This window comes from Xanthobacter flavus (assembly GCF_017875275.1).
Taxonomy (GTDB): Bacteria; Pseudomonadota; Alphaproteobacteria; order Rhizobiales; family Xanthobacteraceae; genus Xanthobacter; species Xanthobacter flavus_A.
In genome coordinates, this window is the sequence record NZ_JAGGML010000001.1 from 3,902,815 (window position 1) to 3,924,115 (window position 21,301).

Annotated in this window: 20 protein-coding genes and 4 pseudogenes; 13 read left to right on the forward strand and 11 right to left on the reverse strand. The window is 64.7% G+C overall.

Annotated features, from left to right (window positions below):
• Positions 1 to 266 precede the first annotated feature (266 nt).
• Positions 267 to 686, forward strand: a complete 420-nt coding sequence (locus J2126_RS18480; RefSeq protein WP_209488313.1) for a CopG family transcriptional regulator — start codon at positions 267 to 269, stop codon at positions 684 to 686.
• A gap of 91 nt (positions 687 to 777) precedes the next feature.
• Complete coding sequence (locus tag J2126_RS18485; protein ID WP_209488314.1) at positions 778 to 2,004, forward strand: extracellular catalytic domain type 1 short-chain-length polyhydroxyalkanoate depolymerase; 1,227 nt, start codon at positions 778 to 780, stop codon at positions 2,002 to 2,004.
• A 451-nt stretch (positions 2,005 to 2,455) separates the two neighbouring features.
• Here J2126_RS18485 and J2126_RS18490 read toward each other — a convergent pair whose 3' ends face one another.
• Both J2126_RS18490 and J2126_RS18495 read right to left on the reverse strand, forming a co-directional pair.
• Positions 2,456 to 2,623: a hypothetical protein gene (locus J2126_RS18490; RefSeq protein WP_209488315.1), complete on the reverse strand. Its 168-nt coding sequence runs from the start codon at positions 2,621 to 2,623 to the stop codon at positions 2,456 to 2,458.
• A gap of 258 nt (positions 2,624 to 2,881) precedes the next feature.
• Entirely contained in the window at positions 2,882 to 4,240 is a 1,359-nt protein-coding gene (locus J2126_RS18495; RefSeq protein WP_209488316.1) for a tyrosine-type recombinase/integrase, read from the reverse strand.
• A gap of 623 nt (positions 4,241 to 4,863) precedes the next feature.
• Here J2126_RS18495 and trbG point away from each other — a divergent pair.
• Positions 4,864 to 5,840 (forward strand): annotated as a pseudogene (trbG, locus tag J2126_RS18500) (P-type conjugative transfer protein TrbG).
• Positions 5,837 to 6,262: pseudogene (locus J2126_RS25455) on the forward strand (TrbI/VirB10 family protein); the annotation flags it as partial. The pseudogenes trbG and J2126_RS25455, both read left to right, overlap by 4 nt.
• A gap of 77 nt (positions 6,263 to 6,339) precedes the next feature.
• Here J2126_RS25455 and J2126_RS25460 read toward each other — a convergent pair.
• Positions 6,340 to 7,032: pseudogene (locus tag J2126_RS25460) on the reverse strand (alpha/beta hydrolase family protein); the annotation flags it as partial.
• 182 nt (positions 7,033 to 7,214) lie between these two features.
• Here J2126_RS25460 and J2126_RS18510 point away from each other — a divergent pair.
• Both J2126_RS18510 and J2126_RS18515 read left to right on the forward strand, forming a co-directional pair.
• Positions 7,215 to 7,709 (forward strand): cupin domain-containing protein, encoded by a 495-nt coding sequence (locus tag J2126_RS18510; RefSeq protein ID WP_209488318.1) that lies wholly within the window; start codon positions 7,215 to 7,217, stop codon positions 7,707 to 7,709.
• A gap of 69 nt (positions 7,710 to 7,778) precedes the next feature.
• Positions 7,779 to 8,387, forward strand: coding sequence for a 2-hydroxychromene-2-carboxylate isomerase (locus tag J2126_RS18515; RefSeq protein ID WP_209488319.1), 609 nt, complete (start codon positions 7,779 to 7,781; stop codon positions 8,385 to 8,387).
• A 39-nt stretch (positions 8,388 to 8,426) separates the two neighbouring features.
• Here the strand turns inward: J2126_RS18515 and J2126_RS18520 are convergent, their stop codons facing one another.
• Together J2126_RS18520 and J2126_RS18525 are read right to left on the reverse strand one after the other, a co-directional pair.
• Positions 8,427 to 9,137 (reverse strand): MOSC domain-containing protein, encoded by a 711-nt coding sequence (locus J2126_RS18520; protein ID WP_209490318.1) that lies wholly within the window; start codon positions 9,135 to 9,137, stop codon positions 8,427 to 8,429.
• A 193-nt stretch (positions 9,138 to 9,330) separates the two neighbouring features.
• Positions 9,331 to 9,933 (reverse strand): helix-turn-helix domain-containing protein, encoded by a 603-nt coding sequence (locus J2126_RS18525; RefSeq protein ID WP_245327438.1) that lies wholly within the window; start codon positions 9,931 to 9,933, stop codon positions 9,331 to 9,333.
• Positions 9,934 to 10,061: 128 nt separating this feature from the next.
• On the opposite strand from J2126_RS18525, the gene J2126_RS18530 reads away from it, so the two are divergent.
• A complete protein-coding gene (locus tag J2126_RS18530) occupies positions 10,062 to 10,985 on the forward strand; it encodes a ketopantoate reductase family protein (protein WP_209488320.1) in 924 nt (307 codons plus the stop codon).
• Positions 10,986 to 10,988: 3 nt separating this feature from the next.
• Here J2126_RS18530 and J2126_RS18535 read toward each other — a convergent pair whose 3' ends face one another.
• Entirely contained in the window at positions 10,989 to 11,483 is a 495-nt protein-coding gene (locus J2126_RS18535) for a PaaI family thioesterase (RefSeq protein ID WP_245327439.1), read from the reverse strand.
• 268 nt (positions 11,484 to 11,751) lie between these two features.
• Here J2126_RS18535 and J2126_RS18540 point away from each other — a divergent pair, with 268 nt between their 5' ends.
• Together J2126_RS18540 and J2126_RS18545 are read left to right on the forward strand one after the other, a co-directional pair.
• Complete coding sequence (locus tag J2126_RS18540) at positions 11,752 to 12,330, forward strand: LysE family translocator (RefSeq protein ID WP_245327441.1); 579 nt, start codon at positions 11,752 to 11,754, stop codon at positions 12,328 to 12,330.
• Positions 12,327 to 12,716, forward strand: a complete 390-nt coding sequence (locus J2126_RS18545) for a nuclear transport factor 2 family protein (protein WP_209488322.1) — start codon at positions 12,327 to 12,329, stop codon at positions 12,714 to 12,716. The genes J2126_RS18540 and J2126_RS18545 overlap by 4 nt, the downstream gene beginning before the upstream one ends.
• A gap of 260 nt (positions 12,717 to 12,976) precedes the next feature.
• Here the strand turns inward: J2126_RS18545 and J2126_RS18550 are convergent, their stop codons facing one another.
• Positions 12,977 to 14,224 carry an MFS transporter gene (locus J2126_RS18550; protein WP_245327443.1) on the reverse strand — a complete coding sequence of 416 codons (1,248 nt, stop codon included), beginning with the start codon at positions 14,222 to 14,224 and terminating at the stop codon, positions 12,977 to 12,979.
• A gap of 143 nt (positions 14,225 to 14,367) precedes the next feature.
• Positions 14,368 to 15,279 (reverse strand): LysR substrate-binding domain-containing protein, encoded by a 912-nt coding sequence (locus tag J2126_RS18555; RefSeq protein ID WP_209488323.1) that lies wholly within the window; start codon positions 15,277 to 15,279, stop codon positions 14,368 to 14,370.
• 171 nt (positions 15,280 to 15,450) lie between these two features.
• On the opposite strand from J2126_RS18555, the gene J2126_RS18560 reads away from it, so the two are divergent.
• On the forward strand, positions 15,451 to 16,362 hold the full coding sequence (locus tag J2126_RS18560; RefSeq protein WP_209488324.1) for an aminotransferase class IV: 912 nt from the start codon (positions 15,451 to 15,453) through the stop codon (positions 16,360 to 16,362).
• Between the two features lie 408 nt (positions 16,363 to 16,770).
• Here J2126_RS18560 and J2126_RS18565 read toward each other — a convergent pair whose 3' ends face one another.
• The 3 genes and pseudogenes from J2126_RS18565 to J2126_RS18575 form a co-directional block, all read right to left on the reverse strand.
• Positions 16,771 to 17,421, reverse strand: coding sequence for a LysE family translocator (locus J2126_RS18565; RefSeq protein WP_209488325.1), 651 nt, complete (start codon positions 17,419 to 17,421; stop codon positions 16,771 to 16,773).
• A 215-nt stretch (positions 17,422 to 17,636) separates the two neighbouring features.
• On the reverse strand, positions 17,637 to 18,131 hold the full coding sequence (locus tag J2126_RS18570) for a transposase family protein (protein ID WP_209488326.1): 495 nt from the start codon (positions 18,129 to 18,131) through the stop codon (positions 17,637 to 17,639).
• A gap of 192 nt (positions 18,132 to 18,323) precedes the next feature.
• Positions 18,324 to 18,569 (reverse strand): annotated as a pseudogene (locus J2126_RS18575) (IS5/IS1182 family transposase); the annotation flags it as partial.
• Positions 18,570 to 18,977: 408 nt separating this feature from the next.
• On the opposite strand from J2126_RS18575, the gene J2126_RS18580 reads away from it, so the two are divergent.
• The 3 genes from J2126_RS18580 to J2126_RS18590 are packed head-to-tail and all read left to right on the forward strand — an operon-like array spanning position 18,978 to position 21,287.
• Positions 18,978 to 19,805 carry a transporter substrate-binding domain-containing protein gene (locus J2126_RS18580; RefSeq protein ID WP_245328005.1) on the forward strand — a complete coding sequence of 276 codons (828 nt, stop codon included), beginning with the start codon at positions 18,978 to 18,980 and terminating at the stop codon, positions 19,803 to 19,805.
• A gap of 11 nt (positions 19,806 to 19,816) precedes the next feature.
• Positions 19,817 to 20,497, forward strand: a complete 681-nt coding sequence (locus tag J2126_RS18585; RefSeq protein ID WP_209488327.1) for an amino acid ABC transporter permease — start codon at positions 19,817 to 19,819, stop codon at positions 20,495 to 20,497.
• Positions 20,498 to 20,525: 28 nt separating this feature from the next.
• Complete coding sequence (locus J2126_RS18590; RefSeq protein WP_209488328.1) at positions 20,526 to 21,287, forward strand: amino acid ABC transporter ATP-binding protein; 762 nt, start codon at positions 20,526 to 20,528, stop codon at positions 21,285 to 21,287.
• The last annotated feature ends 14 nt before the right edge of the window (positions 21,288 to 21,301 follow it).

Genomic DNA, 21,301 nt, shown 5'->3' on the forward strand with positions numbered 1-21,301 from the left:
AATATTTTCTGGCCGCAAGGGCACGCGCCGATGGCCAGACCAGGCGAGCCCGCGGCTCAGCCGGCGAGTTTATGCCCCGAGGGTTACTGCCCCACGGCATCCTTTCACGCGCTTCGTGGTGAAGCTGGTTGGGGAAGCGCAGGGGGCGGTCGCAATTCCTTCGCCAACCGCGCTGCCTGCTCGCGCTTTTTGTGCCGGCTGCCCCCTTGCGGATCGCGTCAACGCCTCCATATACCATCCATACAGATGGTCCTGGGATGGTTATCATGTCGAAAAGGGTGCGCGAACTGAGGCCCCATTCTCCCGAGAGCGAGAAGATCACCATCAATCTCGGCTATGTCGATTTGGGTCAGGTGGACCTCCTGGTCCGTGAAGGCTTCTATTCGAACCGGACGGATTTCATCCGCACGGCCATCCGCAACCAGATTGACCGCCACGACGAAGCCCTCAGGAAATCGCTGGCCCGAAATCAACTCGACCTTGGCCTTCGCCGCTATAGCCGTGCGGACCTCGAGACCGCGCGTGCTGCGGGCGAGATGCTCCATATCCAGGTCCTTGGCATGGCCGTTATCGCCGAGGATGTTCCCGCGGACCTCGCCCGAGCAACCATCGCGTCCGTTCAGGTGCTCGGCGCCCTTCAGGCCAGCCCCGAGGTCAAGGCGGCATTGGCCGACCGCACCCGCTGAGCGCGAAGCCAAATTTTGCGATCCCTTTTTGCGCTCCGTGCGAGGAGCACGCAGCGCATTGCCAAATTGAACCCTTGAGGAGGCCCACCAAATGGCCAGACGATCCAAGATCGACGTCCTGGAGGCCACACGTCTCACGCGCCAGGGCCGTCTTCAAGAAGCGATGGACGTTCTGCGGCGCGGCTTCGCCCGCTCCCGTGATGTGGACGACCATCCCACCGGGGACGATAGCGCAACGGCGTTTGTCGATCTGGCGCCCCCCTCGGCTGCCACCGGAAACACTTGGACAGTGCCGTCGCCGCCCATGAGACAGCCCCGCCAAGCAAAGCCTGCTCCAGTTCCTTTGGCGGGCGGGATGCTCGACCGCCTCCGCAGCCACCAGGCGGGAGGCGAGCTCGACCTCAGGATCGCCAGCGTCGCACCGAAGGCCTTCGTCGGCGAGGGTTCGCGCTTCGAGGAGCACAGCTTTGCCAATGACGCAGGGCGCCGGACCTACAAGCTCTATGTGCCCGGGCGGTTCGACGAGCAGCCGCTGCCGCTACTGGTGATGCTGCACGGTTGCACCCAATCCCCCGATGACTTCGCGGCCGGAACGCGGATGAACGAGCTTGCGGAGGAGCACGGATTTCTCGTTGCCTACCCGGCCCAGAGCCGCGACGCCAATGCTTCGGGGTGCTGGAACTGGTTCAATGCCGGGGATCAGCGGCGCGACCGGGGCGAGCCCTCGCTTATCGCAGGCATCACGCGGAAGATCATGGACGAATACCCTGTGGATTCCGCGCGGGTCTTCGTCGCGGGACTCTCCGCCGGAGGCGCGACGGCGGCGATCATGGGTGCGACCTATCCGGATATCTTTAGCGCCGTCGGCGTGCATTCCGGCTTGGCCTGCGGGGCCGCCCGCGACATGCCGTCCGCATTCGCCGCAATGCGCCAGGGGGGTACTCCGTCCGCAACCGCCCCGCATCGTGTCGATGGACGGACAGTCCCCACCATCGTGTTCCACGGGGACGGCGACAGGACAGTCAATCCGCTGAACGGTGAGCAGGTGATCGCGCAGGTGGCTGCACAAGCCAATGCCGAAGTGGAACGGGTTGTCACCGTCACGTCTGGCAAATCTGCTGGCGGCACCAGCTTCACCCGCCGGGTGCAGAGCGACGCCGACGGCCGACGCTTGCTAGAGCACTGGGTAGTCCATGGCGTTGGCCACGCCTGGTCCGGCGGCAGTCCCTCGGGCTCCTACACCGATCCCCGAGGTCCAGACGCCAGCCGAGAGATGGTGCGTTTTTTTCTCGATAACGGACCTTCGGCAGGCGAGTGATGACGAAGCCGTCCCCGTGGGTCTCTTGCGGCTCAGTACCCGCGCACTGGTCGGAAGATTGCACGCGGAATGACACCGCAAGGACCGGCTGCTGATCCGTGTCGACCTGATCGCGGCGGTCAAACATCCCTTCGCTTGTCCGGACAGCTCGTGCCTGGCGGCGACTTGACTCTGGGCAAGCTGATGTGGCTCACCATCGCATCGATGGCGCTGGTGCACGTTTTTTTGCCGGTGGGAGACACGTGGCATTGCCATGAGCAGAACCAAACGCTTCAGATGGCGACCTCCTGCTTGATTGGGTCTCAGCTCAAGTTGCTTAGATTTTAATCGGCATGGAGGCTTGGATCTGACGAAGTTGTTGTGAAGAGTATCTGAGGCACGCTAACAAAGCACGCCCACTGACAATATTTCGGTTCAAGAATGACCGCCGGCTGATTGGCAAAATTGCTCCTCATTGCGGCTTCGCCAGGCTCATCTGCTCCGCCACCGCTAGCACAATCGCGTCATCGCCCTTTCGCGCCACCATTTGAAAAGTCGCTGACGCGCCATTCTCGGCCAGCGGCGGCACAGTTACGGCGGGATGTCCCGACAGGTTGAAGGGGCGCACGAACGTCGTCATGCCTACGGCCAAAAGGTCTGCCCGCGCAACCGCCACGGAAGATTCAGCGCGACTGCGACAGCATCGTCTTCGTGGTGCTAGAGAAGCTCTCGCGCGTGAGGCGGGAGCCGCCGCGCGCGACGTGCAGCGGACGTGAAGCTCCATCTCGGGGTTGTCTTCATCGGCCACGGTCCCCATCGGCATCAGTGCCAGAGAATTTACCTTGAAGTCGCCCGCTGCCAAGAAGAGGTGCCTTATCTTGAGGGGAGGTTGGTCGACTTATGCGGCGAGATGCACGCTCTGGTCCGGTTCCGCCTCCTCATCGCCAGCCGCCCTCTGGAGAAACCCGGCCAATGCCGCTTTCCGGGAGCCGCGATCCAACGCATAGGCGGTCTGCTTGAACTCGACTCCGTCGAGCAGCCCCTGAATGTAGCCGGAGATCTTATCGGCGGCCATGATCAGGGCGGTATCGAGCGTATGGATGTAGTTGCTAGTCACCGATCCCTTCGCATGGCCAACCAGCGCGGCGATGGTGACCTCCGTGAAACCGAGATCGTTCGCGACGCTGGCGAAGCTGTGGCGCAGGATGTGCGGGGTGATATCGGCCAGGGGCGAGTCCGCGAAGATCTTCCTCCAGTGATTGGGGAAGCTGCCGAACGCATTTTCGCCGTCACGGCCGGGGAAGACATAGTCCCCGATCTCCTCTTTCCGGCGCTTCTCCAGATATTCCACCACGGGTAGCCCGATGGGCCGGACGGAGCTTCCTTCCTTGGTGTCGATCAGGCGGAGACAGCTCGCATCGGTATCGACTTCCGCCCATCGCAGCGTGACCATCTCCATGCGACGGCAACCGGTGAGCGCGATCTGGCGGATGATCTCGACGGACACCCGGTAGCTCTCGTTCTCGGCCGCCGCCTTGAGCAGGTCGCCGAGGACCCGATATTCGACTTCGCTCAGCCGCCGGGCTCGGACATTGTCCTTTGGCCGCCGCACACCGTGCGCGGGGTTCGTCTCGATGATCCCGGCTTCGACCGCATAGGTGAGGATGCCGCCGAGCAGACCGATGGTCCGCGTCGCTGTGCCGGCACCGCCTCTCACGATGGACTTGCCGCGCAGGTTCTTTGTCATGACGGAGATACGGGTTTTCCCTGCCATGATGTCTTTCATGGCCTTCGTGATGTCGGCCTTCGTCAGATCCCTGACGCGACGCGAGCCGAGGAGGGGAACGATATGACGGTGGATGCGGCCGAGATCGGAGGCGATCGTGCCCGGCTTCTTGGGGCGGCCGCCTTTTCCGAGGATCAGACCCGTTTGCAGGTCGGCGAGGTAGAGGTCACAGAGTTCCTTGACCGTGAGCGCCTTGCGATCAAGCAGCCGTTCTTCGGCCGGGTCGTCGCCTTGCGCGATCCGGCCCAGTTGCGCCTTGGCTTCCTGGCGCGCGCGTTCTGGTGTCCAGACTCCGTGCAGCCCGATCGTGAACCGGCGCGATCGACCAGCCGACCGATACTGAAGGACGTAGCTTCGCTTGCCGGACTTGAACACGCGCAGCCCAAAGCCAGGGAGCTCGTCGTCCCAGATCACGTAATCCTTGGCGCCGGCTTCCGCGGCATCGACGGTCCTTTTGGTGAGCTTAGCCATGGAGATTCTCCGCCCAGATCGCTTCGTCTCGCGTAAGCGCCACGTAAGCAGCAGGAAGAAAGTGGTGGCGGAGAGAAGGATAGTCTCGGCTAGGGTGCGCTACACAATATTTTTCAGTAACAGTATGATGTCGCATTTCGTCGCGCTCCATCGTAAATTCGACGGAACTACCAGTACTCCCTCCGAAGGCGGAGGCCACACGTTCGAATCGTGTCGGGTGCGCCATTTCAATTAACAGTTGTCTTGGTGTGTGGGTGGCAGACGCCCGTTTTGGTCCTTGCGCCGAAAGCTGATTGGCCGCCTTGGTAGGGTCGTAAAGCGGCTCCTACCTGCATACGAATTCCGACTTTCATCCCACCGTCCAGCCCTCGCCTTCACTTCCCGCTCGTTGGCGACCGATCTGAACACGCCCTGTGACGGATGCGTCGTGCGAGGGCGGGGCTATCCCACCGTACTGAACCACGGGCACAACAACCGCAGCAGGGGCTCCCCTCTCCGCTTCAAACGGGACTGTGCTCCAGGATTTGTCGAGCCCTAACGATCGGGCCGAAGGGAGTAGCCCTGTTTGCAAGGGCAAAGGTGACCCATTGCCGACCTTCGACTGCCCTTTCAGCGACGTCCGCTTGCCGCTTCTCCTCATCTGCACGTCAGCCCTCGCCGGCTGCGCCACCTTCGAGAAGCCGCCGCAGATCGAGTATGACGATGCCCCGCCCGCCGTCTTCAAGGCCGAGCCGCCGGGGCCGGTGCGCATCGTCGAGCTGCCGAAGCCTTTGCCGCTGCCTGGCCAACTGAAGCCTGTGGGGAAGGACGGCAAGGCAGAACCGGAAGCGACCGACCCTGCAGCTCGCGTGAACCAGGCCAATGCCGCCGCGCGCGTGCAACCCGTCCGCAACGGCTTCATAACTCCATGCAGGTCTATCCCTTCGTGGAAGGCGCGCTCTATCAGGTCTATGCCGCGCCTGGCCAGATCACCGACATCGCCCTGCAGCCCGGTGAGCAACTGGTGGGCACGGGGCCGATCGCCGCCGGCGACACGGTGCGCTGGATCATTGGCGACACCGAGAGCGGGGCGGGCGGAGCGAAGCAGGTCCACATCCTGGTGAAGCCCACGCGGCCCGACCTCACCACGAACCTCGTCATCAACACCAATCTGCGCACCTATCACATGGAGCTGCGCTCCACCGAGAAGACCTACATGGCCTCGGTCTCCTGGCAGTACCCGCAGGACCAGCTCATCGCGCTGCGGCGCCAGAATGCCGAGGCGGCAGTCGTGCAACCCGTTGCCACCGGCATCGACCTCACCAAAGTGAATTTCCGCTACGAGGTCACCGGTGACCGGGCGCCGTGGCGACTGCTACGTGCGTTCGACGATGGGCAGCAGGTGTTCATCGAGTTTCCCCGCGGGATCGCCCAGGGCGAGATGCCACCGCTGTTCGTCGTCGGCCCCCGGGGCGACACCTCCGAGCTCGTGAACTACCGTGTGCGCGGCACCTATATGATCGTCGACCGCCTCTTCGCGGCAGCCGAGCTGCGCTTCGGTGCCGACAAGGACCAGAAGCGCGTCCGCATCTCCCGCACCGATGGGAGGCCGGTCCTATGAGCGGCAATGAATCCGGGAGGGAGAAAGGGCCGGACCCGGCCGATAACGCCAGACCATTGACGGGCGAAGCTGTGGCGGCCATGCGGCTGCGCCCCGAGCCGCCACGGGTGACGCGCCTGTCCCGCAAGGTGCTGGCCGGGCTGGGGCTGGTCGCGGGCCTTGGGATCGGCGGAGCGCTGATCTACGCTCTTCAGGCGCGCAAGGACCGTGGGCCGGGACAGGAACTCTACGCGACCGAAGTCAAGTCGACGCCGGACGGGCTCGCCAGTCTGCCGAAGGATTACGCCGGAATCCCGAAGCTCGGACCGCCGCTGCCCGGCGACCTCGGTCGGCCGATCCTCAATGCGCAGACCGCAGTGCAGCCGATAGTGCCGACGATGGGAGGCATGCCCAATCCGGCTCTGAGCCCAGAGGAGCAGAGGGCGGCAGGCGTTCCATTGGTATCGTCGGTCAATCCGACCGACAGGATGGGTGCGGTGACTGTCGTGAACCGTCGGCGCAGCTGTTCCGACTCCCGCACGCCGCCCACGAACATGTCATGGCGCAGCGTATCCTCGAAACGGGCTTTCATGCGGCTCCAGTCGCGGACCACGCCGGCGGGGGTGTCCTCCATCCAGCCAAGCCGCCGCGCAGGGAAATAGCCGAAGAGACCGGTCATTATCGGCATGAGGATGTGCCACTTGAGATACATGCGCCGACGATGCGACGAATCGTAGTCGCGCCAGTAGGCATATTGCGCGCCCACCGTGAATATGCGTCCGATCAGGTGATTGGAGGTGGCAAGACCGATTGCGAACCCGCCGATCGAGTGGCCGACCGCATGGATCGGATGCCCCGGGAATTCAGCTTGCGCAAGCCGGAGGGCCGCCTCGAGATCCTTTTCCCCCCAGTCCACCCAGTCGGCCTGGAATCCGCGCAGGGAGCTGGGCCTCGACTCGCCTATGCCGCGGTAGTCATAGATGAGGACGTTGAACCCATTGGCGTAGAGATAGTCTGCAAACCGCGAATAATATCGGCACCGAACCGAAGTGGCGGGCGAGATCACAACCACCGGGTGTCGGGGATCACTATGGCCATGACTCCAGATGAAGCCGCCAAGTACGACGTGATCCGGCGCGGCAAACCGCACCGGCTCACCCCTGCGCTGTGCTGTGACGTCCCCCGGCCGAGTGCAACTTGCTTGCTGACGCACGCTGTCGGCTCCGATCCATCATCCTCGCCAATCCATCATCCTCGCCAGTTGATATTCTCGATGCTTCGCCGATGCTGTCGAATGAGGATGCCTCCGTATGACGTGAGAAGCCTTCAGTTGCGCCGGCGGCGAGCCCGGCCTTTCCTCGTCGCCTGGATGGCGGGAGAGGCGGGGCGGGTGTCATGGGTCCAGTCGTGAAGCTTTGTGAGCTGCCGCTTGCGCGACAGTCCCATGGCGAGACGTTCGAAGCGGCCTTTGCCGCCGTGGCGGCGCCGCTGGGGGCAAGGCGCATGGGCGCGCGCTACATCGAGGTTCCGCCCGGCAAGAAGGCCTGGCCCTACCACTGCCACCACGCCAACGACGAACTGTTCGTCATTCTGGGAGGCCGCGGCCGCCTGCGCCACGGGGGACGGGCATATCCGGTCGCCCCCGGCGACGTGATCGTGTGCCCGGCCGGCGGGGCGGAAACCGCGCACCAGCTGATCGCCGAAGGGGACGAGCCCCTGAGGTATCTGGCCGTCAGCTCCATGCACGAGCCCGACGTGCTCGAATATCCCGACTCCGGCAAGATGACGGTCTTTGCCGGATCGCCCCCCGGCGGCGACAAGGCGGCGCGGCGCGTCGACATCACCGTGCGCGCGGACAGCCGGGTCGACTATTGGCAGGACGAGCGCTGAACATAACCGTGCAAGAGGCCGCGCATGCGAAGCGGCCGCAGGTGATCGGCGCGTGCATGCGAGGGACCCATGACCGGTGATCGGCCCATCGACTTCTGGTTCGACTTCGCGTCCGGCTATGCCTATTTCGCCGCGCTGGAGATCGAGGATCTCGGCCGCCGGGTGGGCAGGCCGGCCCGCTGGCGCCCCTACACGCTCGGCACCGCGTTCAAGGCGACCGGTTCACGCGGCCTGTCCTCGACCCCGCTCAAGCGCGACTACGCCAGGACCGATTGGCACCGCATCGCGCGGCTGCGGGGCGTGCCGTTCGCGCTGCCGGATCACCACCCTTCGGTGGCGCTGGCGGCCACCCGGGTGTTCTATCTCATCGACGCGCAGGACCCGGAGGCAGCGAAGCGCTTCGCGAGGGCGCTATTCGATGCCTATTTCACCCGCGGCATCGACAGCGGCAACCTGGAGCATGTGCTGGCGGTGGCCGCCGCGCTTGGCCTGGACACGGACGCGCTCGCCGCCGACGCCGTGGCGCCCGACATCAAGCAGAAGGTGAAACTCATCTCCGAGCAGGCGGTGGCCCTCGGGGTGTTTGGCTCTCCCTTCTTCTTTGTCGATGACGAGCCGTTCTGGGGCTGGGACCGGATGGCAATGATGGAAGCGTGGATCGGGCGCGGCGGCTGGTGATGGCGCCAGCACGAGCCGAAGCCGGCCGATGCGGAATCCCTAGCTCCCGGCGCCTTGGCTCTCGCCGGAGGTCCCGAACAGGCGCCGGTTCCAGTTCTCCACCTGCCCGGTGGTGAGGCGGCGCTCCGCAAGGCGGCGCCAGCTCTCGGGCAGGAGAGGCAGCGCGGCCATCGCGGAAAGCTCGTCGCGCGCGAGCCGGTCGGAATAGAGCACCCGCCAGAGGCGCTGCAGCGGCCAGTCGGGCGCGCGCCGCTCCAGGCGCACGAGGCTGTCCCCCGGCGCGACGCGGCCCTCCTCCAGAACGCGGTAATACCACCCCGTCCGCCCGCTGCGCTGCACGCGCGCGGCCATGTCGGTCACGGCAAAGCGGTGGTTGAGCTTGAAGCACGGCTGGCGGCCCTGAGACACCTCGACCACCGCGCCGCCGAGCCGGAACACGTCCCCGAGGGCCACGTCCGCTTCGGTCATCCCGGCGCAAGACAGGTTTTCCCCGAAGGCGCCCGGCTGCTCGAGAACGGCGTGCGGGCCGATCTCCTGCGTCCAGGCGGCATAGTGGTCGAAGGGGTAGTGATGCACGGCCTTGTCCGGTCCGCCATGGTGGCGCCGGTCGCCCTGGCCGTCGCCGGCGAAGCCCTCGCGCCCGAGATGGACCGGGCCGGCCACCGGCTGCTTGGCGATGCCGCTGGGCACGCCGCCGGGGCCGAACGGCTTCACGGTCCCGACCAGAAGGGCCTTCAGGGGAAATGCCATGGCGTCAGGCGCCGCGCCATTCGGTTCCGGCGGCGGGCCGGCGGACGTGTCTGCGGTGCGCGCACCCATCTCCTGCTCCCTCGACATTCTGCGCCTCGGCGCCTCGCCGGCCCTGTGGGCGGAGGAGTCCGGGCAGCCGGGCGAACTCCCAGACGACGGGCGGTGCCACGGCTTCGCCCTATGCCATGCGCACCTATCGTCTCGAGCGATCATCAATGACGATCAGGAATGAAACCTGCTCGTTGGTCTCATTGCGAAATTCATGTCCGCAATGGGATGGAAAAAACAGGGTGTCGCCCGCGGACACACTGAAGGATCTGTCCTCCAGGACCACCTTCAGCGTCCCCTCCTGGACAACGAGATATTCTTCCACGCCTGCGTGATGGGGCGGGAACGAGACGGCGCGTCCCGCCGGCAGGCAATTGAAGGCGACGTCCACGGCGCCGTCCGCGAACAGCGGCGACAAGGCGCGGCGCTGAAAGCCGGTTTTCGGATCGCGGAAGATCGACTGGTCCTCCCGTCTGATCAATTGCGGCTCGCGGGGCTGGAACCGACCCAGCAGGTGCGAAAGGCTGACCTTGAGGGCGCCGGCAAGCTTGCCGAGCACGGTGGCGGTCGGCACGGACACGCCGCGCTCGATCTTGGAGATCATGGCGCGGCTGACGCCGGACAGCGTCGCGAGCTGGTCCAATGTCAGCCTGGCCTCCTGGCGCATCCGGCGCAGATTGGCGGCGAGGTGCGCCTCTTCGGCGGCCGGATCGTCGCTTTGCGCTGGGGGTTCGCTCTGTCTGGGCAACGCGACTCCACCGGGTGCTCGCTTCCGCCCGCCGAACCTACCGGCCGCGCGCGGCGCGAACAAGCCAACGCATTGCACCGGCACGCTCTCTACTATAGTGGATAATCTGCGAGAGAAGGAGGGCCGCGATGCGCATACTCGTGATGGGGGCCGGAGGCATCGGAGGCTATTTCGGCGGCAGGCTGGCCGCAGCCGGGGTCGACATCCGCTTTCTGATCCGGCCGGCACGCGCCGAATGGCTGGCGCGCCACGGGCTGGTCATCACCAGTCCGCTGGGCGACCTGCGCATCCCGGTGGCGACGCTGACGGCGGCGGACGCTCCGTTCGATGCGGTGCTGCTCGCCTGCAAGGCGTACGATCTCGAGGGCGCGATGGACGCCGTCGCGCCTGCGGTGGGGCCGGCCACACTCGTCCTGCCGCTGCTGAACGGAGTGCGCCAGCTCGATCGTCTTGACGCCCGCTTCGGCCGGGAGCGCGTGCTGGGCGGGCTGTGCCATATCGGCGTATCCCTGACCGAGGCCGGAGAGATCCAACATCTGAACAGGTTGCAGCGGTTCGTCCTCGGCGCGCGGACATCGGCGCAGGTCCCGGCCGCCGCGGCCTTGCACAAGGTGCTGGAGCGCGGGGGATTCGCACCCGTCCTCAGCGAGGACGTCATGCAGGACATGTGGGAGAAGTTCACCTTCCTCGCCACCTATGCCGGCATGACGACGCTGATGCGGGCACCCGTCGGCGGCATTCTTTCGGCCGAGGAGGGCGAGGCGATCCTGCGCGACATGCTGGCGGAATGCGTCGCGACGGCGACGGCCGGCGGCCACCCGCCACGCCCCGAGGCCATGGCTCAGATGGTTGCCTCGCTCACCGAGCGCGGCTCGGCGGGGACGGCGTCGATGCTGCGCGACATGATGCGCAACGGCCCGACCGAGCATGACCATATCCTGGGCGACATGCTGGCCCGCGCGCGGGCGGCGGGGCTGTCCGCCCCTCTGTTGCGCGTCAGCCTTGCCCACATGCAGGCCTACGACGCAACCCGCGCGCGCGGTGCGCCATGAGGCTCAACGCGCGCCGTGCCGGCCCTCGGCCGGCACATCGGGGCGGCCGGCCATGCAGATCAGGGTCTGCTGGCCGATGGCGACGAGGGACCGGCCCTTGGCGCTGTCAGCGAACACCTCCAATTGGCAGATGGTGAGGGTCTTTCCCGCCTTGACCACTTTGCCGACCGCCTCCAGCGCATCGCCCTGGGCCGGATTGAGCAGATTGACTTTGAGTTCCACGGTGAGCACCGAGCTGTCTTCGGGAAAGAGGGTAAAGCCCGCATAGCCGCCGGCCGAATCGGCGATCGCCGAGGTGCCGCCCGCGTGGAAATAGCCGTGCTGCTGCGACAGCTCCGGACGGAACGGCATGCGGATGGTCACGAGGCCGTGCCGAACCTCCGATATGGTCGCGCCGAGATGGGCCATGAGCCCTTGCCGCTGGAAGCTGCCCCGGATCCGTTGTTCCACGTCCGAACCCACCGGGCTGCCGATCTCCGGCCGCATGTGTGCACTCATGGCGTTCTCCCGCTTGGTGGCCCTGCCCGGCGAAAGCTAGTGAGGGGCGGCGGCGAACCGGAGTGAGAAGCTTTCCCCCCAAGCTGAGAAAATCTCGGCCTTGCCCGAACACCCGGCTCTGCCGGCTTTTGCAGGCGGGAGAACGGCTCATCCTTGGCTGACGAAATCTCAGCAGCGCGCAGCATCTCCCCATGCCAATTCTTGCCATCCGGCTGCATTCGACGGCGAGGCCGCCAAGGAGAGAGGCCACAGGATGGAAACACCATCATTGAGCGCGCTGGCCATGTACGCCTTCGTGATGTCCATAACGCCCGGCCCTAACAATCTGATGCTGACCACCTCCGGCCTCACCTTCGGCCTGACCCGCACCTGGCCTCACATTCTCGGGATACCGTGCGGCGTCGCAATCCAGCTTGCTGCGGTTGGCGCCGGCCTCGGCGCGATATTCGCGCTGGAGCCTCGCATCCAGATCGGCCTGAAGCTCGTGGGCACGCTCTACCTCCTTTGGCTCGCGTTCAAGCTCTGGCGTGCGGCGGCGCCAAGCGATGCCCCCATGGCGAAGCCAATCGGCTTTCTCCAAGCTGCGGCCTTCCAGTTGGTCAACCCAAAGGCTTGGCTCATCGCGGTGACGGCCGTGTCCGCTTTCGTCGGTCCCGGCGAGGGCTATGTCGTGCGCATAGTCCTGGTGGGCGCCGTATTCACTTTGGTCGGCCTGCCGTGCATGGCGGTGTGGGCCGCATTCGGGGCCGGGCTAAGGCAGTGGCTCAGCAGTCCCGGCAAGCTTCTCGTCGTCAATCGAACCATGGCTGCTCTTCCAGCCATCACAGCAGGACAGTTCTGGCTATGAAACATCTGACCCGAGTAGAACTCGAGCACCATGCCCTGGCTTGGATCGATGCCTGGAACCGGCAGGACCTGGACGCCGTCCTGGTGCCATTTGTCGACGATGCGGTGTTTGTCAGTCCGCGCGCAGAGAGCATCACCGGGAATGCGACGGTGCGCGGACGCAGCGCCCTGCAGAACTATTGGAAGAAGGCGCTTGCCGCAGTACCCGACCTGCGCTTCGAGATTGAAACCGCCGTCTGCGACGAGTCCTCCCAGGTGCTTCTCGTCCATTATGTTTCCAGGGCGGGCGGCCGCACTGTTCGAGCCTGCGAGCTGATGCGGTTTCGCGATGGGCGGCAGGTTTATGGCGAAGCCTTCTATGGCGCGGAAATTGGGCCGAACTTGTAAGGCAGGAATGGCGGAAGGGGGCGTCTCTGGCCTGAAGACTGCCACGTGATGGGCGCGCGCATGCCCTCCATCGCCAGCTGAGCCTTCATGCCGCTTCTATTGACAGAAGGGCCCTGCGAGCGCCCAAAGGCTCCACTTGTCCATGTGCGTCCAGGCCATGACAACGGGCACGCAGGCGATAAGCAGCCCTGCCAACGCGAGCCCGCAGGCGGGCCTGGCGGCCTGGTCCGAGGTTCGATCGGCACTGCAATCATCGGGGATCATGCGGAGGCTCGCGCAATGGGCAGCCGAGCCACGGCCCGGTCGTCGATCGGCCAATGGACCAATGCAGCGAGCAGGCCAACGGCCATGGCGATCAGCCAAACGGCCTGATAGGAGCCGGTCGTCACGAACAGATACCCGCCCAGCCAGACGCCGAAGAATGATCCCAGCTGGTGGCCGAAGAAGACGAAGCCGAACAGGGTGGTGATGTAGCGCACGCCGAAAACCTGGGAGACGATCCCGTTGGTCAACGGCACCGTTCCGAGCCAAAGGAAGCCCATGACGGCCGCGAACAGGTATGTGCTGACGACACTGAGCGGCATGAAGACGAAAAGCGCCATGGCGATGATGCGCACGAGATACAGCACAGCCAGCAGATACTTGCGGCGCATGACGCCGCCCCAGACGCTGAGCAGATAGGTGCCGGCCACGTTGGTCAAGGCGATGATGGCGAGCGCTGCCACGCCCTGCGCGGCACTCAGGCCCCGGTCGAACAGATATGCGGGCAGGTGGGTGGCGATGAAGGCGAGCTGGAAGCCGCACGCCAGGAAGCCCAGGTTGAGCAGCCAAAAGCCCCGGTGCCGGAAGGCCTCGGCTATGGCGGCCGACATGGAAAGGCCGGCATCGGAAGCGTCGGCGCCGGCACTCTGGTCTCGCATAAGGAAGGCTAGAGGCAGCAGAAGCATCATGCCGCCGGCCAGGATGACCAAGGCGCCCGTCCAACTCCACCCGCCGATAAGTCCTTGTGCGGCGGGCACCATGGCGAACTGGCCAAGGCCGCCGATGGCGCCGGCGAGCCCCAGCGCCCAGCTGCGCCGTTCTGACGGCATGATCCGGCTAAGCGCCCCGTAAATGGCTCCGAAGGCGGTTCCCGACAAGGCGATGCCGATCGTGATGCCGGCGCCGAGCACGAAGTTGGTTGCGTTCGCTGCGTGGGCCATGGACACCAGACCAAGTGCGTAGGCTACGAGGCCAACAGCGATCACCTTGGCCGATCCGAACTTGTCCGCAAGCATTCCGGTGAACGGCTGGGCAAGACCCCACACGAGGTTCTGCAACGCCATGGCGAATCCGAACGTCTCGCGCGACCATCCTCGGTCGAAGGTCACGGGCAGCAGGAACAGGCCCTGCACATGCCGGACGCCGAGCGCCATTCCCATGATAAGGCCGCCCGCAATCACGGGAATCCAGAGGCTCCTGGGCCACCCGGCGCGCGTTCCGCCAGAGTTCCGATCGGCTTGTGCCATGTGTACCTCCCAGGCGCCGGATGAGAAAGCCAGTCCAAAGTCATCTCATGCGCGGACCAGACCCTTGCGCATTGGGCGGTCGCCGATGCCGCCTGTCGAATGAGGATGCTTGGCGTCCGGATGAGGTCTTCTCATTTGCGCCTTCATGCGGATGGGGCGGCCCCTTTCGCCACCTCAGCGTGCATCCAGGCCCTGAGGTTTCGGATGCGGCGGTCCCGATCCAGCGCTGGCGGATAGCACAGATAATAGCCGCCATTACCCGGCACCTGGTGGCCGAGAAGCGGGGTGAGCCGCCCGGCCGCGATATCCCACCCCGCGATCTCCAGGCCCGCGAGCGTGAGGCCGGCGCCGTCAATGGCAGCCTTCAGGCCCAGGCCTGCCGAGTCCACGATCGTGATCGCCGCAGGCTTCACCGGCCCGCCCGGCAACGTCCCGTTCCAGCGCGCGAAATCCTCGCGGCGATGCTGGGAGAGGAAGAGATTGGTCCGCGCGATGCCCGCGCGCAGGCCCGCCTCGCCGTGCCGGAGCCAATCCGCCCGCCCCAGAAGACCGACGGTCTCCTCGAACAGCCGTTCGGAGACGACCCCCGGCCAGACGCCACCACCATGGCGGACGGCGGCATCGGCGACCCCCGCGTTCAGGTCCACGGCCGTCTGCGTGGTCGAGATCAGCAACTCGAAGCCCGCGCGCGCGAACGGATAGCGGGTCAGCCGCGGCGACAGCCAATGGACCGCGAAGGTGGGCAGCATGGACAGGCGGAGCGGACCGGCCTTGCGTTCCTTCTTCAGGCTGCCGACGGCCTCGACGATGCGACCGAAACCAGCCGTCAGCTCCGGTGCCAACGCCTTTCCGGTCTCGGTCAGTTCGAGGCGCGGTCCGACCCGCCTCATGAGCTCGACACCCAGCAACTCCTCCAAGATGCGCAGCTGGTGACTGACCGCGGACGGCGTAACGCCGATTTCGCCCGCCGCGTCCTTGATCGACAGATGGCGCGCGGCCGCCTCGAAAGCGCGCAACGCATTCAGGGGAACGGTCAGGCGCATGGCCTCGGTCATCGTGGGCTCCGTGTCTGCTCTCCCGCGCTTGTCGCCGTGCGATAGAGGCGTATTCGGCGGTACAATGGACCAAATCTCACGTCGCTCTGAAGATTGCTCATTCGCCATCTACAATGCCTTGGGAGGACAGTGGCGCTCAATAGCTGCGAATGGCTAAGAGCAATGCGCCACATGTTCTCCTTCGATGACGGCGACGGTCTTATCTGGCTCGACGGCGCGCTGGTGCCCGTGCTCGAGGCACGCATCCACTGTCTGACCCCTTCTCTGCACAGAGGGGATGCGGTCTTCGAGGGGATTCGCGCCTATGGCGGCGAACTATTCTTGGGCGACGCGCATTTCGAGCGCCTCGCCCGCTCGGCGTCGGCGATGGGCTACGCCATTCCGCGCTCGCCGATCGAGCTCGCCAAGGCGGCGGAGGCGGTGCTGTGGGCCAATGAGCTGAAGGATGCCTGCATCCGCGCCATCGCATGGCGCGGCAGTGAAAACCTGTCCGCCACGGATAGCGATGGCAACATTCATATGGCGATTGCGGCCTGGCACCAGCCCGCTCCGGCGGCCCAAGGCGAACGGGGCGTGCGTCTCCATCTGTCGCTCTGGCGGCGGCCGCATCCTGAGACCGCGCCCATTGCCGCCAGATGCGCCGGCCTTGAGCTGATCGGCGCGCTGGCGCGGCGGGCCGCGCGCGACGCCGGCTTCGACGACGCGCTGCTGCTCGACCTTCAGGACCAGGTGGCGGCGCCCACCACTGGCAACATTGTCCTGGTGGACATGCAGACGCTAGTCTCGCCTGTCGCCGATTGCTTCCTCGACAGCATAGCCAAGCGCCATGTCTTCGCGCTGGCGCGAAAGCGCGGCCTGGCAGTCGTCGAGCGAAAGGTTTCGCTGGCGGACCTGCGTGCCGCCGACGAGGTGTTCATGGTCGGAACGACCGTGGAGGTCGCGCCAATTGTCGCGCTTGAAAACGGCGCCTGCCGCGCGCGCTGGGCCGTCGGCCCGGTGACGCGCGACCTCGCGGACGATTTCCGGGCCTCGACCGGGGTGCGCATACCCGTAAGCAGCCGGTTCAAAATCACGGGATTCTGAGTGTAGGCCGCGGGGCGGCTGAGGGTTTATGCGAGCGCAGAAGATTCAAATTTATAATAATATTGAGTTTTTGCAGAGCAGGGTAGCGCAGTCAGCTTCCTTTTAGACACGCCGCGAGCTGCTTTCCTCCATCGGACCTATGCTCGTGGTCCTTTCGCTCGGCTAAAAGGGGCCACGGCATTTCGACCATTGACCTCTAACGCTAGAATAACCCTCAGCAATGTGCGGACCCAATTGCGCAATACGGGGCAAGGTCATCGAGTGGCTCTTGGCCCATGAGCTCGGGCCATTCCTAGAACCCCCTTGGATGACTTCTAGATCTCGACTGGGATGCACATAACGGCATCTAGCCGGTTTAAATCATGGGGCCTAGGTGCAAGCCTCGACGTGGATGAGGGTGCCGGACGGTCAGCCTTTCCGATCCAGAGCCAGCGTGACGCCGAAGGCCACCAAAGCCGCCCCGGTTGCACCGTCGATCGCACGCACGAGGCCCGGACGGACAAGCAACCGGCCGAGCGGACGCGTCGCCGCCGTGAGAGCCGCGAACCACGCAAGGCCCATAGTGGCATGAATGGCCGCAAGGGCGAGGCTGAAGGGCACCACGGGGACCCCTGCGGGGATGAACTGAGGCAAGAAACTGACGTAGAAGACGCCCACTTTCGGGTTGAGCATGTTTGTCAGGAATCCGCGCCAAAACCATCCAGGGAGGAACCGGCGCCGGTAGCCTACAAACGCGGCGTCGGCCGGAGGCGGCAGTTTGGGCTCTGCAACCATGGCGCTCCGGATCATTTGTCCGCCGAGCCAGAGGAGATAGGCCGCGCCGACACCTTGCAGCATCTGAAAGGCTAGTTGCGAGACCGAGAGAATGGCGCCCAGCCCCAAGGCGGCAAGAAAGCCCCAGGTCAGCACGCCTGCTACGATGCCGGTCCCGGCGGCCATGGCCTGCTTTGCGCCTTCCACCGTCGCGGTGCGCAACACCAAAGCAGTGTCGAGGCCCGGAGTGATGGTGAGCAGCCCGGCCACGAGGGAGAAGGCAGTGAGTGCAGCGACGGCGTCCATTTCAGGTCAGAATCCCTGCGCAACCGGTCGGACAGATACGGCTTTTCTCAGCTCTTCGACCGGAACCATCGAAGGAACGCTTCCATCGCTTCCCAGTAGTCTGACAGTGATCCAATCTTGAGGCACCCATGCGTGGAAAATGATGCCAGCCGCCATCGGCCACCCTGTTGGCTACGTTTGCTACTGGAAAATCTAGGATCCCTCTTTAAATCGTTCTACGGGTCGCTGGCCTGAGTAATCTTCAGTTGAGAGTCAACTTTCCTCACCCGCGAGACGCATGCTAAGCGCTTCCCGATTGACCTGTGACATTTCTCAAGCGTGTCGCCAGCGAGGTCCGCTTCTTCGCGAAGCGTCTCCAGCATCGAGGAGAGGAGCGCGCCGGTGGTTGGCGCCCGTCCGCCCAGCGCCAGCCCGAGGTGGTGAACGATGTGGTCGAGCCGGGCAGTCCGCCGTGCCCACGGCGCCAAAACCTTGGCGTCGAAGCGCTCGGCAAAGATGCGCTGGCCGCAGAGCACCGCGTCGCAGTGGAAACGCCGCGCCCGGACAACGAGCCGAACCGGTTTGCCCGCCATCGGCAGATCCGCCAGATGCCGATGATAGCGACTGTGTATCCGCTCCGAGGTTCTCCCGCATCCCGGGCACGAACTCGCCTTGCCAACCGCGCGAACCGTAATCAGCGTGCCGGCGCTGTCGCTGCTGACATCGTCCACCACGAATCCGCGCGGGACCAGAGTCGAAGGTCGGAGAGAGGGCTGCATGGTGTTGATTCCAATCTCAGAATCAACGCCAGCCGAATCCCAAACTCCATCAAAAATGAGTCAGACCCAATATTCGGCGCCGATAGGGGGGCAGGTTTCAACGCCGATTGACAGATTCCGCCAAAGTAGTGCTAGGGGGCGGACTCATAATGCGTTGATCCAGATGCGGACGGCGGCGAGCTTGAGCGCGGCGAGGAAATTGTCCGGGCGCCTGTCGTAGCGGCTTGCGAGGCCCCGCATCTGCTTGATCCTGTTGACGAAGCGCTCGATAAGGTTCCTTTGGCGGTACAGCCGCGGACTGAAGGCGAAGGTGCGCTTGCGGATCGTACGAGGCGGTACATTGGCAAATCCGCCGCGCTCCGCCGTCTCGGCTCGAATGGCGTCGGTGTCAACCGAAGCACCTGCAGGCGCGCTGCTGACGCAGACGGCGTCGCAACGGGCTCATTGGCCCGGCTATCAGTGCCTTGTGGGCAGCGGGGGCCGGGAGCAGAAGGGCTTCTGGTCTGTCCAGACCTAGCCAGCCTGGTCAGGACCGAGCCGCACCGCCGCGGAGGACGAGCCCCTCATCCTGCAACCATGATCCATTGGGGTAGCCCCATCGGCTGATTTCCAGGCAATTTGTGCCGAAAAATTGATCTTGCTTAAGCCGGGGGCTGCGGGCGATTGTGGTCAGGCCAGTCAGAACTGTTGGCACTTCGCTTGAGCCAGATCGCAGGGTCGGCCCCAGGCAGGCCTCCTCGCCGGACGGACGGACCGCACGCAATGACCAAAATACGGAGCACTTCCATCGTGACCAAGATGCTGGTCCCGGCCCTGGCATTGGCCGTCCTGGGCGCAAGTGCGCTTCAGGCCTCGGCCGCCTGCGTGGCTGAAATCAAGGCCGCAGATCTGGTGGCGCCGGGCAGCGTGCAGCTCTCCATCAATCCCACCAATCCGCCCCAGCAGTATGTCGATTCCGACGGCACGCTGAAGGGCCTCAATGTGGAGTTGGCAGACGAGATCGCCACCCGCATCTGCACGTCCGTCACTCTCGTCCGCATGGACTTTCCAGGCATGATCCCGGCGGTGAAGGCCGGCCGGATCGACGGCATGAACACCGGCATGTTCTGGAACGAGGAGCGCTCCAAGATCCTCTTCATGGTGCCCTATGGCGTGCAGAGCCTGTCCATCGTGGTGGCTGCGGACAAGAATGTAGCGGTCAAATCCGCCGCAGATCTGGCCGGCACCGCGGTCGGCGTCGAAACCAACAGCTATCAGGAAAAGTGGCTGACGACCTATAGCGAAAAGCTGGTCGCAGAGGGTGCCAAGCCCATCACCATACGCGCCTTCAAGACCGCGACCGACGTCACGGGCGCGCTTCTGGCCGGCCAGGTGGACAGCGCCCTCCTGATCGACAGCGTCGCCCGCAGCCTCGTGGAAAAGGGCCGGGTGCGCGAGACCGTTACCGGCTTGGGCGAGAACCGTATGTCCATGGCCTTTCGCAACAAGGCGGTGGCGGATTCGGTGGTGAAGGCCCTCGTGTCCATGCAGGAAGACGGAACTTACAAGAAGCTGTTCGACAAGTTCGGTCTCCGCGGCCTCCCCGCTGGTCAAATGGTCGCCATCGTCGGTCCAGGTCCGCAGTAAAGCGACACCACATGCATTACTTCAAAGTCGATGCCTTCATCGGATACCTTAGCAACTGGTTTCTCATCGGTGGCGTCGGCGTTACCGTCGCATTGACGATTGCCGGGGTGATCGGGGGGCTCGTGCTCGGCATGGGCATCGCGCTCCTGAAGGTGGCGGATGCACGGCCCCTCAACTGGATCGCCGGCTTCTACATCTGGCTGTTCCGGGGCACGCCGCTTCTAGTCCAACTGGTGGTGATCTACACCGGCCTGCCTCAGCTCGGCATCAAGCTCGGCGCCGTGGAATCGGCTCTTCTTGGACTCGTATTGCATGAAGCTGCCTACATGGCGGAAATCATCCGCTCGGGCTTCCTGTCGGTTCCCGTGGGCCAGCGGGAGGCGGCTTGGGCGCTGAGCCTTGGCCGGGGCACCGCGTTCTGGCGCGTGATCCTGCCTCAGGCCTTCCGCCTTATGATCCCGCCGCTCGGCAATTCCATCAACGGCCTCCTAAAGGCGACGTCGCTGGCCTCGGTGATTTCGGTGGAAGAGCTCATGCGGCGCTCCGAGATGCTGATGCAGGAGCAGTTCCTGACGCTGGAAGTCTATGCGGCGGCCGCCGTCTACTATCTGGCGCTCACGACGCTCTGGGACCTGGTCCAGCGCCCGCTGGAGAAACATTTCGGCCGCTCCATCAAGAAGGGAGGCCGCTGACATGCCCTCAAGGGAGACGCCGGCTGCGATGAAAACGACCACGCGATCCGCCGGGCCGGCCGGTGAATGGGCGGTGCGCATGGAGGGCGTCTACAAGCGCTTCGGGGATTTCACCGCGTTGCGCGAGGTCGATCTCACCGTGAAGAAGGGGGAGACCGTGGTGATCTGCGGGCCTTCGGGCTCTGGAAAATCCACGCTCATCCGCTGCGTCAACGGCACCGAGAGACACGATGACGGGCTGATCTACGTGAACGGCATCGAGATGACCAAAGCCAACGTGGACAAGGTCCGGCGCGAAACCGGCATGGTCTTCCAGAATTTCAACCTATTCCCGCACATGACGATCCTGGAGAATTGCGTGCTCGCCCCCATGAGCACGCTCAAAATGCCGCGCAAGGAGGCCGAGGCGTTGGCCATGGCCCTCCTGCAGAAGGTGCGCGTGGAGGATCAGGCGCGCAAGTTTCCGAGCCAGCTGTCCGGTGGTCAGCAGCAGCGCGTCGCCATCGCGCGGGCGCTGGCGATGAATCCGAAGGTCATGCTGTTCGACGAACCCACCTCCGCCCTCGACCCCGAAATGGTGAAGGAGGTTCTGGAAACCATGAAGTCCCTGGCCCAGGAGGGCATGACCATGATGTGCGTCACGCACGAGATGGGATTTGCGCGGGAAGTCTCCGATCGCGTGATCTTCATGAACGAGGGGCAGATCATGGAGATCGAGAAGCCCGAGGCATTCTTCAGCAATCCGAAGTCGGAGCGGGCCCGGCTCTTTCTCAGCCAGATCATCCATTGATGGCCCGGTCGCTC

Bases quoted from the DNA above. Each gene is read 5' to 3' on its own strand.
- J2126_RS18480 (WP_209488313.1), top strand. From the start codon at position 267: ATGTCGAAAAGGGTGCGCGAACTGAGGCCCCATTCTCCCGAGAGCGAG.
- J2126_RS18485 (WP_209488314.1), top strand. From the start codon at position 778: ATGGCCAGACGATCCAAGATCGACGTCCTGGAGGCCACACGTCTCACG.
- J2126_RS18490 (WP_209488315.1), bottom strand. From the start codon at position 2,623: ATGACGACGTTCGTGCGCCCCTTCAACCTGTCGGGACATCCCGCCGTA.
- J2126_RS18495 (WP_209488316.1), bottom strand. From the start codon at position 4,240: ATGGCTAAGCTCACCAAAAGGACCGTCGATGCCGCGGAAGCCGGCGCC.
- J2126_RS18510 (WP_209488318.1), top strand. From the start codon at position 7,215: ATGGGTCCAGTCGTGAAGCTTTGTGAGCTGCCGCTTGCGCGACAGTCC.
- J2126_RS18515 (WP_209488319.1), top strand. From the start codon at position 7,779: ATGACCGGTGATCGGCCCATCGACTTCTGGTTCGACTTCGCGTCCGGC.
- J2126_RS18520 (WP_209490318.1), bottom strand. From the start codon at position 9,137: ATGGCATTTCCCCTGAAGGCCCTTCTGGTCGGGACCGTGAAGCCGTTC.
- J2126_RS18530 (WP_209488320.1), top strand. From the start codon at position 10,062: ATGCGCATACTCGTGATGGGGGCCGGAGGCATCGGAGGCTATTTCGGC.
- J2126_RS18535 (WP_245327439.1), bottom strand. From the start codon at position 11,483: ATGAGTGCACACATGCGGCCGGAGATCGGCAGCCCGGTGGGTTCGGAC.
- J2126_RS18545 (WP_209488322.1), top strand. From the start codon at position 12,327: ATGAAACATCTGACCCGAGTAGAACTCGAGCACCATGCCCTGGCTTGG.
- J2126_RS18550 (WP_245327443.1), bottom strand. From the start codon at position 14,224: ATGGCACAAGCCGATCGGAACTCTGGCGGAACGCGCGCCGGGTGGCCC.
- J2126_RS18555 (WP_209488323.1), bottom strand. From the start codon at position 15,279: ATGACCGAGGCCATGCGCCTGACCGTTCCCCTGAATGCGTTGCGCGCT.
- J2126_RS18560 (WP_209488324.1), top strand. From the start codon at position 15,451: ATGTTCTCCTTCGATGACGGCGACGGTCTTATCTGGCTCGACGGCGCG.
- J2126_RS18565 (WP_209488325.1), bottom strand. From the start codon at position 17,421: ATGGACGCCGTCGCTGCACTCACTGCCTTCTCCCTCGTGGCCGGGCTG.
- J2126_RS18580 (WP_245328005.1), top strand. From the start codon at position 18,978: ATGCTGGTCCCGGCCCTGGCATTGGCCGTCCTGGGCGCAAGTGCGCTT.
- J2126_RS18585 (WP_209488327.1), top strand. From the start codon at position 19,817: ATGCATTACTTCAAAGTCGATGCCTTCATCGGATACCTTAGCAACTGG.
- J2126_RS18590 (WP_209488328.1), top strand. From the start codon at position 20,526: ATGAAAACGACCACGCGATCCGCCGGGCCGGCCGGTGAATGGGCGGTG.